The sequence below is a fragment of the Mesorhizobium sp. ESP6-5 genome (assembly GCF_020164695.1).
GTDB classification, from domain to species: domain Bacteria; phylum Pseudomonadota; class Alphaproteobacteria; order Rhizobiales; family Rhizobiaceae; genus Mesorhizobium; species Mesorhizobium australicum.
In genome coordinates, this window is record NZ_JAIUGR010000002.1 from 61,924 (window position 1) to 74,631 (window position 12,708).

Consider the following 12,708-nt stretch of genomic DNA (forward strand, 5'->3'; position numbering starts at 1 on the left):
TGTTTTGAAAAGGACGGCGCGCCTCCTTCGCCGCACGGCGCTTCTCGCTTTCGCGGCAGCGATTGTGCTGGGCACGGCGGCAAAGGCTTCGGACTTCTCCGAGCCGTGGAAGAGCGCTGACCGCGCGCTCGTCATCGACGCCTACGAATACAATTCCATCGACTGGGCCCAGCTTGCCACCGACAAGCGCATCGTCGCCTTCATCAACAAGGCTTCCGACGGCATGCCGCCGCCCTATTTCTGTTTCGGCGGCGACACTGACGTGAAACTGTGCAAGGCACTGTGGAAACGCCACGCGGTGACGCGCGAATTGTTCCAGACACGCAGGGTCGTGGCCAAGGCGCTCGGCATGAGATGGGGCGCCTATCATCTCGCGCGTCCCGGCAATCCGGTCGAACAGGCCAATAATTTCCTCGATTTCGCCGACCCCGCACCGGACGACCTCATGGCCCTCGACATCGAGGGCATCGATCCCTCGCAATGGATGTCGCTCGACGATGCCGAGGAGTTCGCCCGCCAGGTGCATCGGCGCATCGGCCGCTTCCCGGTGCTCTACACCAACGGCAAGACCGCCCAATATATCGCCGACAACCGCTACAAATACCGGCTCTTGTCGCGGCTGCCGCTTTGGTACGCGCGCTATAAGCCTGACATCGACGTGCATTTTCCGATGGGCAACTGGCAGGGCTACGCGCTCTGGCAGTTCTCGACGCAGGCCAATTGCGGCCGCTTCCGTTGCCCCTACAGGGTTGCCGGCACACCCGACAACATCGACGTCAACGTGGCGCCCACGGATGCCGTCACTCTGCGCCAGCAATGGCCTTTCGGTGGCCTGATCGACGTGCCTGCCGATTATCTTGCCAGCGTACCAGTGCCGCTCTCGCGGGAAGCCGCGCTCGCCGGCAAGGCCACCATCATTTATGCCGATGTGGCGACGCCGCCGACCTTCGAGGAAATAGTCGCCGTGCTTGGTTCGCGGTGGTCAAAATTTCGCGACGGGTTCCGCATGCCAGTCGTGAAGACGGTGCCGCGACGGCCGGGGTTCGGCATTGTCCAATATGTGGCCTGGAAGCGGGGCGGGCAGCGTTCCCCCGAACAGCTTGACGCCGCCTTTGCCGCGGCCGACCCGGTCAGCACCGCTTCGACAACCCTCGACCGAAGTCAGCAATAGCCGCCACCCGGTCGGAGCTTCAGCCGGCCTGCTCGCGCGCCACGGCCTGCCAGCCTATGTCGCGGCGGCAGAACCCGTCCGGCCAGTCGATGCGGTCGAGGGCGGCATAGGCCCGCGCCTGCGCCTCTCCGACGGTGGCGCCGCTCGCCGTGACATTGAGCACACGGCCGCCATTGGCGACCAGCGCACCGCCATTGATTGCGGTGCCGGCATGGAAAATCTGGACGCCTTCACCGGCGGCGTCCTCGACGCCGCGGATGACGGAGCCTTTCTCCGGTGTGCCGGGATAGCCCCTGGCCGCCATCACGACGGTCAGCGCCGCCTCGTCACGCCAGCGCACCGACATATGCGCGAGCTGGCCATCGGTCGCGGCATTGAGCAGCACCAGCAGGTCATCCCTGAGCCGCATCATCAGCACCTGGCATTCCGGATCGCCGAAGCGGGTGTTGTATTCGATCAGCTTCGGTCCGCTTTCCGTGATCATCAGTCCGGCGAACAGAATCCCGGCGAAAGGCGCGCCAAGCTCGGCCATGCCGCGCATGGTCGGCTCGATGATCTCACGCATGGTGCGCTCGATCATGTCAGGCGTCATTACCGGGGCCGGCGAATAGGCGCCCATGCCGCCGGTGTTGGGACCGACGTCGCCATCACCGACGCGCTTGTGGTCCTGCGCGGTGCCGAAGGGAAGCGCCGTGGTGCCGTCGCAGAGGCAGAAGAAACTCGCCTCCTCGCCGGTCATGAATTCCTCGACCACCACCTCCGCGCCGGCAGCACCGAAGGACCCGTCAAAGCAGGAAGCGAGTGCCGCCCGTGCCTCGTCCATCGTCATGGCGACGGTGACACCCTTGCCGGCTGCGAGCCCGTCGGCCTTGATGACGATCGGCGCGCCCGTCTTCTCGACATAGGCCTTGGCCGAGGCCAGGTCGCCGAACCGGCCATAGGCGGCGGTCGGAATGTTGTACCGGGCGCAGAGGTCCTTGGTGAAACCCTTCGAACCTTCCAGCCGCGCGGCGGCCTTCGAAGGCCCGAAGACGCGGATGTTTTCGGCGCGCAGATCATCGGCGATGCCGGCGACGAGCGGCCCTTCCGGGCCGACCACGACGAGATCGATTTTCTTCTCCCGGCAGAAGGCAACGACCGCGGCATGATCGGTGATATCAAGCTTCACCAGTTCGGCCTCGCCGCCGATGCCCGGATTGCCGGGGGCCGCGTAGAGCTTGGTCAGCAGCGGCGAAGCGGCGATCTTCCAGGCCAGCGCATGTTCGCGGCCGCCGGAGCCGAGAAGAAGAACGTTCATGGCCACCTCTTGATGCCGCCTATCCCATAGAGAAAACAACCCGCTATTGCTCTCTGGGCGACGGGTCAAGGCATCAGGGTGGATTGCGCACGGGAACGTTATCCCTGTCGAATAGGGCGCCGGCCACCACCGCCCCTATTCCGGCGCTCGTTCAGCCCTGAAAGACCACCGGAAACCAATCCTCGCGCAGCTTCTGTCCCGGCTGCATGCCATGGCCGTGATAGGGCGGCGAGGTGCGGCCCGGTCGCTCGACATAATGGGCATCGTCGCCGACCCAGCGCAGCGACAACGCCCGGCGCCGGGCCGCGGTCATATTGCCGCGCGCGCCGTGTGCCGTCCTGAAGTCGAACAGGATGGCGTCGCCCGGCTCCATCTCCCATTCGATAACTTTCATCGACGGATCGGTGTCGGGATCGGGCACCGGACGATAATCGCCCTCGGCCGCGTAAAAATTGCCGTCGTCCAGCCAGCGCACCGGCAGGATCATCTTGTCCCATCTGTGCGAGCCGGCGATCAGGCGCAGCGTCGCTTCCTTCACCGGATCGATGGGGATCCAGAAGCTCACCGTCTGCTGGCCGTCGACAAAATAATAGGGGATGTCCTGGTGCCACGGCGTCGGTTTCTGCGTACCGGGCTCCTTGACCAGCACATGGTCGTGGAAGAACTGCGCGGTGCGCGACTGCATCACCGCGGCCGCCAGTCGCGCCGCCGGCGAATTGCGCACGACATCGACGAATTCAGGGATACGCTCCCAGTTGCAGTAGTCGTCGAAGAAGCTGCCCTTGCCGCCAGCGATGTCGGACGCGGTGGCGCTGCGGCTCCGCATGTTGCGCTCGATGCCGGCGGCAATCGTGTCGACCCAGCCCTTGAAGGCGCCGCGGATACAGACCGCGCCGTCACGCTGGTAGTCGGCAATTGTCTGCGCATCGATGATTTCGGTGACGATTGGCTGCGTGGCGGTTTGGGAAGCCATGGTGTCCTCCTCTCAGGATCGAGGCCACTATCGCAACGTCCTCTCATTCAGTAAAATAATAACTTCTCATCTGACACATAGGTTTTGGCTATGAGCCTTACGCTCACGCAACTCCGCTATCTCATCGCCGTCGCCCGCCATGGCAGCGTCACCGGCGCGGCGCGAGCGATCAACATTTCGCAGCCGTCGGTTTCAGTGGCCATCGACACCATCGAAAGGGATTTCGGCCAGAAACTATTCGTACGCCAGCGGGGAAGCGGCGTTTCGCTGACCTCGTTCGGCCGTGTCGTGGTAGCGAAGGCAAAGCAGGTTCTTGCCGAGACTGACGAACTCATGAGCCTGGGGGCGGGCAATTCAGCCATCGGTGGGGAGTTGGTGCTCGGCTGCTTCGAGGATCTGGCGCCCTTTTTCGCGCCGGGCCTTATCCGCGCCTTCTCCGAACGTCATCCAGCGGTCGCGGTTGTCGTCCGTGACGAGACGTTCGAGACGCTTGGGCGACGCCTGGCGGACGCCACAGTCGACCTCGGCCTCAGCTACGATCTCGGCCTGCCGTCGCATTTCGCCCGCATCCTGCTGCACGAGCTTCGGCCGCATGCGCTGCTGCCGGCGGGCCATGCACTGGCGGGCCACCCCGAGGTCAGCCTGGCGGATCTGGCCGCCTACCCGCTGATCACGACCGACCAGCCGCATAGCTGGCAGCATATGCTCGACCTGTTCCGCGGCCGTGGCCTGTCGCCGGTGGCCGACATGCGCACAAGTTCGTTCGAACTCCAGCGCAGCATGGTGGCCAACGGCTTCGGCGTCGCGGTCAGCTATACCCGCCCGCATGGCGACCGCAGCTATGACGGCTTGCGCCTCGTCTGCAAACCGCTGTCGGATCCGCTGCCCATGCAGCGCATCATTCTCACCCACGATACGCATCAGCGCGTGTCGAATGCGGCGCTGGCTTTCATCGCGGTGGCGAAAGTCTGGTTTTCCACACGCGACATCTTCGCGTCGTGACGGTTGGCGGGCCGCCGCTCCTCCGCTTGCCGCTTGACGGTTTCCGCCACTGCTGCCACTCCATGCCGATGGAACCTGTCCAGTCAAAAGCGGCCCAGGGTCGCGTCGCCGATGCGCCGAACCGCCATTGGGTCTATCGCGTGCTGCCGCGCGCGATCTGGCCCTATGCGCAGCTGGCGCGGTGGGACAGGCCGATCGGCTGGCAGTTGCTTTTGTGGCCATGCTGGTGGTCGGCGTCACTTGCGGCGAGCGCCTATCCGCGCCCAGGCGACCCGCTGCTCTCGCTGCTGCCGGCGCCCTTGTACCTTGTGCTCTTCCTGATTGGCGCCATCGCCATGCGTGGCGCCGGGTGCACCTATAACGACATTGTCGACCAGGACATCGATAACCAGGTCGAACGCACCCGCTCACGCCCGCTACCGTCCGGTCAGACCACGCGCCGGCGGGCCTGGCTGTTTCTTGTCCTGCAGGCCCTGGTCGGCCTGACGGTGCTCCTGCAGTTCAACAGCTTTGCCATTCTGCTCGGCGTCTGCTCGCTGGCGATCGTCGCCGTCTATCCATTCATGAAGCGGATAACCAACTGGCCGCAACTGTTTCTCGGCCTCGCCTTTTCCTGGGGCGCGCTGATGGGGTGGGCGGTCGAGTTCGGTGATCTCGATGGCCCCGCCATCATGCTCTATATCGGTTCGATCCTGTGGGTGATCGGCTATGACACGATCTATGCCCACCAGGACAAGGAAGACGACGCCATTGTCGGCGTGCGTTCGACCGCGCGGCTGTTCGGCGACAACACCAAGGCATGGCTCGCGGGGCTCTATGGCGGTACGCTGATCTGCTTCGCCATCGCCTTCGCCTCGGCGCAGGCCCCGGTGGTGGCACTGGCGGGATTGATCGCCGCCGGCGCCCACATGGCCCGGCAGATCGCGGTTCTGGATATCGACGATCCAGACCAGTGCCTGCGGCTGTTTCGGTCGAATAACCAGGTCGGCTGGCTGATCTTCCTCGGCCTGATCGGCGGCGCATTGTGGGTGGCGCTGAAGCCGCTGGTGTAGCGGCTTCCTTCTCCCCGTCTCTATACGGGGAGAAGGACGCTAGTCTCTTGAAATGATCTCCTCGCCGCCGATCACCAGCCTGAGGCCGAGGTCACCGGCTCTGCGGCGGGCAAGGAAGCGGGGGCGGCGCATATTGGAAACGCGGCCCTTGCGGCGCTCCCGCGGCGGCAATGTCTTGATGGCGGCGCCGAGCGATTCTTCCAGGGTGCGGGCGACGCCATCGGATTCGATCAGCAGCATCGGCAGACGGTAGGCGTCGGCCCAGGCGCGCCAGTCGGCGGCGACGTCTTCGAGATCGTCGGCCACCAGCAGCGGCACCGACAGCATCGGATCGTTGTGCAGGAGTTCCAGGGTCACCGTGACATTGCCTTCCGGATCCTCCATCGCACGGGCGGCGACGCCGCGAAATGCATTGGCGGGCAGCACGATGATCGCCGGCAGGCCGCTCATCTCGAGCAGGCGGCGGATCACCGCGCCGCGCTGGTCGATGGTGAAGGTTACGTCGCCATAATCGTCGCGCGTGGCATAGCTCACCACCTGCGGCAGGCGGAATGGGTCGAGACGCATGTTGCGTCCCGCCCAGACTGGCTTCAGTCCAGTGTTCACGTTCATAGAGCGCCTTCCTGTCTGTCTCCTGAGAGCCGGTGTCCGGTTCTCTCCGGGCCAGTTTTCCCGGCCTCGTTATGGGGAAACAGTAGCGCCGGCTCCTTACCGCCGCGCTTAAGAAAGTCGGTTAAATTTTGCTGATCTCAGGGATGGTTATCGGAATGCCACCAGCCACAGGATGGTGAAAGGATCAGATAACCTTACCAGGATTCATGATGCCCGCCGGATCGAAGGCAGCCTTTACCCGGCGCATCAGATCGATGGCCATCGGCGGCGCGGTGGCGATCAGTTCGTCGCGCTTCAACTGACCGATGCCGTGCTCGGCCGAGATCGAACCGTGCAGGCTGCGCACCACGTCATGCACGGCCTTGTTCATCGCATGATAGAGCGCCAGGAACGCCTCGTCGTCGCCGTCGACGGGCCGTGAAATGTTATAGTGGAGATTGCCGTCTCCCATATGGCCGAAGCAGACCACGCGGGCGCCGGCGCTCACTGACGCCACGGCGTCGGCGGCCTCTCTTATGAAGCGCGGTATCGATGCGATCGGCACCGAAATGTCGTGCTTGATCGAAGCGCCTTCCGGCTTTTGTGCCTCGGGCAACAGCTCGCGAAAATCCCAGAAGGCATCGCCCTGCCCGAGGCTGGCGGCGATGACGGCATCGCCGACGAATTCCTTCTCTAGACCCGCCGAAAGCACATCCTCGATCAGCGCCCGAGAATCCTCCGCTGAGCGGCCGGACGATATCTGCATCAGCACGTACCAGGGCCAGTCTTCGGCCAGCGGCCGCACGACGCCCTGGGCGTGCGCAAGGGTAAAGTCATACGGGCGCTTGCCGATCAGTTCGAAGGCCGTGAGTGCGGCCCCGGCGCGGTCCATGGCCAGGCTGAACAGGGAAAGGGCGGCTTCGGGCGACGACAGGCCGACGAAGGCGACGTCCCTCCCCTTCGGCTTCGGGAACAGTTTGAGCACGGCGGCGGTGATGACACCGAGCGTGCCTTCGGCGCCGACGAACAGGTCCTTCAGGTCGTAGCCGGTGTTGTCCTTCTTCAGTTTGCGCAAATCGTCGAACACCTCGCCGGTCGGCAGCACCACCTCGACGCCGAGGCACAGTTCGCGCGCATTGCCATAGGCCAGCACGCCGGTGCCGCCGGCATTGGACGACAGGTTGCCGCCGATCTGGCAGGAGCCTTGCGCGGCGAGCGACAGCGGAAACAGCCGGTCGGCGGCATCGGCCGCTTCCTGCAAGGTCTGCAGGATGACACCGGCCTCGACCGTGACCGTATTGGACAGCACATCGATCTCGCGGACGCGGTTCAGCCGCGATAGCGACAGGACGATCTCGCGACCGGATCTGTCCGGCACCTGCGCGCCGACCAGCCCGGTGTTGCCGCTTTGCGGCACGATCGGCGTTCCGGTCTCAGTCGCCAGCCGCATGATCCGGCTGACCTCGTCGACGCTGCCCGGCCGCAGCACCACGGATGTCGCGCCGTGCCAGAGGCCGCGTCGCTCGATCAGATAAGGCGCGATGTCCCGCTGGTCGCGCAGCGCATATTTGTCGCCGACGATCGCCGCGAAACGATCGATGAGAGCAGGATCGAGTGTCTTTGCGGTTGCGGTCATCTGGGAAAACTACGTTGTGGGCTGTGCGTTGTCACGAGGAGCGGCGGCACGGGAGAGCCGGTCGTTGATGGCCTCGCCAAGTCCGTCAAAGGGAATCGGCTCGACGGCGATAATCCGCGCGCCGCTACGGTCGAGATCCTGCATGTAGGCAAAGAGATTGCTTGCCGCTTCACTCAGGTCACCTGACAGGGAGAGGTTGAGGAAAGCGGTCGCGCCGCGCCAGCCTTCCGCGCGGTGGTCGCCGAAGGCAAGCAATGCTTCTCCTTCACCAACCGTGCCGGCATTGAGCCGAACAGCCGCGCCCGGTGCGTAGTGCGAGGCAAGCATGCCCGGTGCCTCGACGCCGGCAGTGCCGCCGCGCTGCAGCTCCATGCGGATGGCTGCCTCGATCTCATCGGCGGCAATGCCGCCGGGCCGAAGCAGGCGCAACCTTTCGCCTTCGGCCTTGACGATGGTCGATTCCAGCCCGACCGGGGTGGCGCCGCCATCGACCACCAGTTTGATGCGCCCGCCTAAATCCGCAGCCACCGCCTGCGCCGTCGTCGCGCTGATCTTGCCGGATGAGTTGGCGCTGGGCGCGGCAAGCGGTCGGCCAAGCCTGGCGATCAGGTCGCCGCCAAAACCCCTCGGCATGCGCACGGCGATCGTGTCGAGCCCGGCCGTGACCAGCGGATGAATGCCGTTGCCGGGGCGCTGTGGCAGCACCAGCGTCAGCGGACCCGGCCAGAAGGCAAGCGCGAGCTTCCTAGACAGCGGATCGAACGAGGCGATGCGCTCGGCCATCGCCATGTCGGCGACATGGGCGATCAGCGGATTGAAACGCGGCCGCCCCTTGGCTTCGAAAATGCGCGCCACGCCAATGCCGTTGGTGGCATCGCCGGCAAGCCCGTAGACGGTTTCCGTCGGGATGGCGACGACATCGCCGCCCAGGAGCAGCGCCAACGCCGGTTCCATCGCTTCGCCGACGGCAAGTATTTCAGCCACTCTCGTCACCTCGCGGATGCCGGCTGCGTAATACGACGGGGCCGCCGGGGCAAGCGGGCATTGGCAATTCATCAATTCCTAAAATGCTATCTTTCCACGAAAGCCGGCATCAATCGCCGAGTACTATCGTGCGGCTTCTGGGCAATGGGAGCTATGTCGGTGTCTGTTCGTATCTGGGGAGCGCTTGCCATCACTTTGGCCTCAATGGGTGGCGGGGCTCAGGCCTCGTCGCTGGTCTTTCCCGGTGCGCCGGCCTCGACACCCTCCATTCTTGCGCTGAAGGCGGCCGACGGCAAGGCGAGCGATGTTGTGTCCGTCGTTGTGCTTGGCGAGCCTGACGTCACCTACGAAAAGGTCGCGGCAATCCCCGGCAAGGCCGAGGCGAGGCACTCCTTCGCGCAGAGCCCGATGATCATTAGGGGCGGCGTCGTCGGCGGCGCTTTCTCGACACCCATGCAGGCCAAGGCGCCGGCCGCGGCAACGGCCCCAGCCACCCCAACCCCCGCCACGGCGACAGCCTCGGCAGCCCCCGCGCCGGCAGCGCACGGGAAAGCAGCGGCACCGGCGGCAGCCGCGCCGCCTCCGCCAGCCCACCAGCCTGCTTCGGGAGCCGGCAAGGTCAAGTAGCGACCACGCAAACCGGACGGGCAAAATGCTCGGCGGCTTGACGGCGGTCTGGCGTCCTGCGCACCACTGTCCGGCGAATTTCTTCTAGAGTATCTTGCTGGCGGCCCTGCGGCTGATTTTCGCCAAGTGGCTCCAGCGGACGCAATTGCATCGTTCAAGGCAGAGGGGGTTGCTCATGAAAAATTCGAAGACCGTTACCGTGGCAGGGCTTCTGTTGGCGTCATTGCTTGGTGGCGTGGCCCAAGCGGACGACATGCTGGGATCCTATGTCGCGCGCATTTCTGATCGCGACCACCAGGCGAGCGACGGCTATGCGCTGGATGGCGCCGCGCAGATGGTGCGGCAAGACCGCGCCAACTGGCACAAATTCCATCGCCGCGACGGCGACGACGAGGGCGACGCCTGGTTTAGGACCAACGACCAGCGCGCCGACCTGCAGCGCATGCTGGAGCGCCCTGGCGCGATGAGTTCCTCGACCAAGCGCGCCATCGTCAATGGCGAGCCGCTGATCCAGGTCGACGTCTATGAAAACAGCGTGCGCGTCAGCATCCTGGAGAACTGATCAAATCAATTTGGGAAGACGGCGGAAGGGCGGCGCGAAAGCGCCGCCCTCGAGAACCTGTTAACTGAAAATCAGGCTGCTTCTTCCTTGTCGTCGTCGTCTTCGGACTCGCCGTCTTCGGATTCTTCGGCGTCATCGCCTTCGGCCTTCACGGTGTCATCGGCGTCGTCTTCGTCAGACTCTTCGCCGTCTTCATCGTCGCCTTCCTCGTCATCGCCATCTCCGTCTTCGTCAGACAGATCAGCGGCTTCGACCGTGATCGCAGCGGCGTGATCGAGGGCGGTTTCGGAAGCGGATTCAAGCGGCTCGGCAGGAGCCGAGGTTTCTTCTGTCACTTCGATTTCGTGATCGGAATTCATGGAAGCCTCCGTTGGGATGGGGAACACACCCCTTTTGCCACGGAGAGATCATCGTCATATGACTGTAAGCCGGCTCGAAGGGCCGGCCGGAACATATTTTTCCAGGGGCCTGCGGCCCCCTCTATCCCGGCGTGATCTCAGGACAAACGGAAACCGTTTGTCCGAGAAAATCGATGCCGACTTTTCGGCAAAGTGCTTCTCAACCAGCGATTTTCGAGAAATCCGCGACCTGACCGGTAGCCGTGCGAATGCGCGCGAGCAGCGCCAGTCGGTTGGCACGCACGGACAGGTCCTCATCATTCACGAGAACATGCTCAAAGAATGAATCAACGGGTTCACGCAACACGCTAAGCGCCAGCATGGCAGCCGAAAAGTCTTGGTTTTGAATCGCTTCGCCGGCTTGCTTCTCGGCCTGATTCACCGCGGCAAACAGCGACTTCTCCGCATCTTGCTGGAACAACGCCGGCTCGACGGTTTCGGCGACCGCCGTTTTCTTCTTCTCCTCGGCCGCCAGGATGTTGGCCGCCCGCTTGGTACCGGCGAGCAGGTTCTTGCCGTCCTCGGTGTCGAGGAAAGAGCCGAGCGCCTCGACGCGGCGCACGATCTGGAGGAGGTCGTCGGACTGAGGTGTGATCACGGCGTCGATGAGATCGTGACGGGCCCCTTGGTCACGGAGGTAGACTTTCAGGCGGTCGTGGAAGAAGGCGAGGAGGTCTCGATCCACAGACTTCCCGTCGCCGACTTGCCCGCGCCCGTGCGCATGGTCGCCGCCTGACTCGGCCTGCTCCCTGGCGTGCCTTTCATCGATCTGGTCAACAGTGGTCTTTCGATGTTTGGCCATGGTGGAAAGAAGCGATAGCGGTGTTCCATTCTCCAGAGTCAGCCTCACCATCCCAAGCGCGGCTCTGCGCAATGCGTAGGGGTCCTTCGACCCAGTCGGCTTTTCATCGATGATCCAGAAACCAACCAGCGTATCAAGCTTGTCGGCGAGCGCCACGGCGACCGACACTGGATCGCTCGGCACATAATCGGACGGCCCTTGCGGCTTGTAGTGCTCCTCGATGGCCGCGGCCACGGATGGATGCTCGCCCTGCAGCAGCGCGTATTTGCGGCCCATGGTGCCTTGCAATTCGGGAAACTCGCCGACCACTTCAGTGGTGAGATCGGCCTTGGCGAGAACCGCCGCACGGCCCGCGAGCGTGGGATCGGCGCCAACGACCGGCGCCAATTCCTCCGCCAATCGCTTGATGCGCTCCACCCGCTCGCCCTGCGTGCCGAGCTTGGCGTGAAAGGTCACGTTGAGATGGTCGAGCCGGGCCATGCGCTGGTCGAGCGGCTTTTTCAGATCGAGCCCGAACTTTTCGGCCGATGCCTGGAGTTGGTCAAGGTCCGACAAATCGCCCTGGTCGGTGGTCCAGAAATAGAGCGCATCCGACAGGCGGGCGCGCACCACCTTGCCATTGCCGTGAGCGATCTCCTTGCCGCCATCCTTCGCTTCGATGTTGGCGGTGAGGATGAAGCGGTTGGAGAGCGCATCGCTTTCCCCCTGCGGCCGCGTGACAAAGCATTTCTGGTTGGCGCGGATCGTCAGGCGGATCACCTCGGCCGGAATGGCAAGGAAAGCCTCTTCGAACTCGCCCATCAGCACGATGGGCCATTCGACCAGCCCCGACACTTCCTCAAGCAAGCCCTCGTCCTCGACCAGGTCGAGCCCGTTGGCGAAGGCGAGGTTGCGGGCGTCGGCGAGGATGATCTCCTTGCGACGGTCGGCGTCGAGCACGACCTTGCCCGCCTCCAGCTTGCCCACATAATCGTCGAAGCGGCGCACGGTGATTTCGCCGGGCGCGAGGAAACGGTGGCCGTAGGTGATGTTGCCCGAACGAATGCCGTCGATCTCGAAATCGACCACCACCGGCTCCTCGGTCTCGGGGCCGAAGGTGCACAGGATCGACTGCAGCGGGCGCACCCAGCGCAGCGAGCCCGGCTTGGCCGAGGCCGGTCCCCAGCGCATCGACTTCGGCCACGGAAAATCGCGGATAATGTCAGGCACCAGTCCAGCGATGATCTCTTCGGCCGCCCTGCCCGGCTTCGAAATATGGGCGACGTAGAAGTCGCCCTTCTTCGGGTCGGAATGGACATGCGCCTCGGCGATCGAAGACAGGCCGGCCTTGCGCAGGAAGCCCTGGACCGCCTGTTCTGGTGCCGATGTCGACGGTCCCTTGATATCCTCGTGAATGTCTTTTGAGCGTGCGGTGAGCCCGCGTATATCGAGCGTCAGGCGCCGGGGCGTCCAATACTCACGCGCCGCCTCATAGGTGAGACCCGCCTCGACCAGACCGTCGGTCAGCATCTTCTTCAAATCGCCCGCCGCCTTGCGCTGCATGCGGGCAGGAATTTCCTCGGAACGAAGTTCAAGAAGCAGGTCAGGCATCGGGGTCAGCTCATGCGGGAGAG

12 protein-coding genes are annotated in these 12,708 nt (G+C 64.1%); 5 read left to right on the top strand and 7 right to left on the bottom strand.

From position 1 onward, the window contains the following. Positions 1-4: 4 nt before the first annotated feature. The gene (locus LB524_RS02735) at positions 5-1,171 is read left to right on the top strand and encodes a glycoside hydrolase family 25 protein (protein WP_411909892.1); all 1,167 of its coding nucleotides are present in this window, start codon (positions 5-7) and stop codon (positions 1,169-1,171) included. A 19-nt stretch (positions 1,172-1,190) separates the two neighbouring features. Here LB524_RS02735 and purD read toward each other — a convergent pair whose 3' ends face one another. Continuing rightward, positions 1,191-2,468 carry a phosphoribosylamine--glycine ligase gene (gene purD, locus LB524_RS02740; RefSeq protein WP_140617310.1) on the bottom strand — a complete coding sequence of 426 codons (1,278 nt, stop codon included), beginning with the start codon at positions 2,466-2,468 and terminating at the stop codon, positions 1,191-1,193. A 151-nt stretch (positions 2,469-2,619) separates the two neighbouring features. After that, complete coding sequence (locus LB524_RS02745) at positions 2,620-3,441, bottom strand: phytanoyl-CoA dioxygenase family protein (RefSeq protein ID WP_015318827.1); 822 nt, start codon at positions 3,439-3,441, stop codon at positions 2,620-2,622. Between the two features lie 90 nt (positions 3,442-3,531). Here LB524_RS02745 and LB524_RS02750 point away from each other — a divergent pair, with 90 nt between their 5' ends. Then, positions 3,532-4,443, top strand: coding sequence for a LysR family transcriptional regulator (locus LB524_RS02750; RefSeq protein WP_224523536.1), 912 nt, complete (start codon positions 3,532-3,534; stop codon positions 4,441-4,443). Between the two features lie 68 nt (positions 4,444-4,511). Continuing rightward, complete coding sequence (ubiA, locus tag LB524_RS02755; RefSeq protein ID WP_224524010.1) at positions 4,512-5,495, top strand: 4-hydroxybenzoate octaprenyltransferase; 984 nt, start codon at positions 4,512-4,514, stop codon at positions 5,493-5,495. Positions 5,496-5,534: 39 nt separating this feature from the next. Here ubiA and LB524_RS02760 read toward each other — a convergent pair whose 3' ends face one another. The 3 genes from LB524_RS02760 to LB524_RS02770 all read right to left on the bottom strand — a co-directional run bounded on the left by LB524_RS02760 (position 5,535) and on the right by LB524_RS02770 (position 8,706). Beyond that, complete coding sequence (locus LB524_RS02760; protein ID WP_041163896.1) at positions 5,535-6,101, bottom strand: DUF6101 family protein; 567 nt, start codon at positions 6,099-6,101, stop codon at positions 5,535-5,537. Between the two features lie 190 nt (positions 6,102-6,291). Beyond that, on the bottom strand, positions 6,292-7,722 hold the full coding sequence (locus tag LB524_RS02765) for an FAD-binding oxidoreductase (RefSeq protein WP_224523538.1): 1,431 nt from the start codon (positions 7,720-7,722) through the stop codon (positions 6,292-6,294). A 9-nt stretch (positions 7,723-7,731) separates the two neighbouring features. Then, positions 7,732-8,706, bottom strand: coding sequence for an L-threonylcarbamoyladenylate synthase (locus LB524_RS02770; RefSeq protein WP_224523541.1), 975 nt, complete (start codon positions 8,704-8,706; stop codon positions 7,732-7,734). A 153-nt stretch (positions 8,707-8,859) separates the two neighbouring features. Between LB524_RS02770 and LB524_RS02775 the strand changes: the two genes are divergently transcribed. Continuing rightward, the gene (locus LB524_RS02775; protein WP_224523543.1) at positions 8,860-9,333 is read left to right on the top strand and encodes a hypothetical protein; all 474 of its coding nucleotides are present in this window, start codon (positions 8,860-8,862) and stop codon (positions 9,331-9,333) included. A 175-nt stretch (positions 9,334-9,508) separates the two neighbouring features. Beyond that, positions 9,509-9,895 (top strand): hypothetical protein, encoded by a 387-nt coding sequence (locus LB524_RS02780; protein ID WP_015318834.1) that lies wholly within the window; start codon positions 9,509-9,511, stop codon positions 9,893-9,895. Between the two features lie 71 nt (positions 9,896-9,966). Here LB524_RS02780 and LB524_RS02785 read toward each other — a convergent pair whose 3' ends face one another. Both LB524_RS02785 and glyS read right to left on the bottom strand, forming a co-directional pair. Next, positions 9,967-10,254 (bottom strand): hypothetical protein, encoded by a 288-nt coding sequence (locus tag LB524_RS02785; protein WP_015318835.1) that lies wholly within the window; start codon positions 10,252-10,254, stop codon positions 9,967-9,969. 199 nt (positions 10,255-10,453) lie between these two features. Next, positions 10,454-12,685, bottom strand: coding sequence for a glycine--tRNA ligase subunit beta (gene glyS / locus LB524_RS02790; RefSeq protein WP_224523545.1), 2,232 nt, complete (start codon positions 12,683-12,685; stop codon positions 10,454-10,456). Positions 12,686-12,708 lie beyond the last annotated feature (23 nt).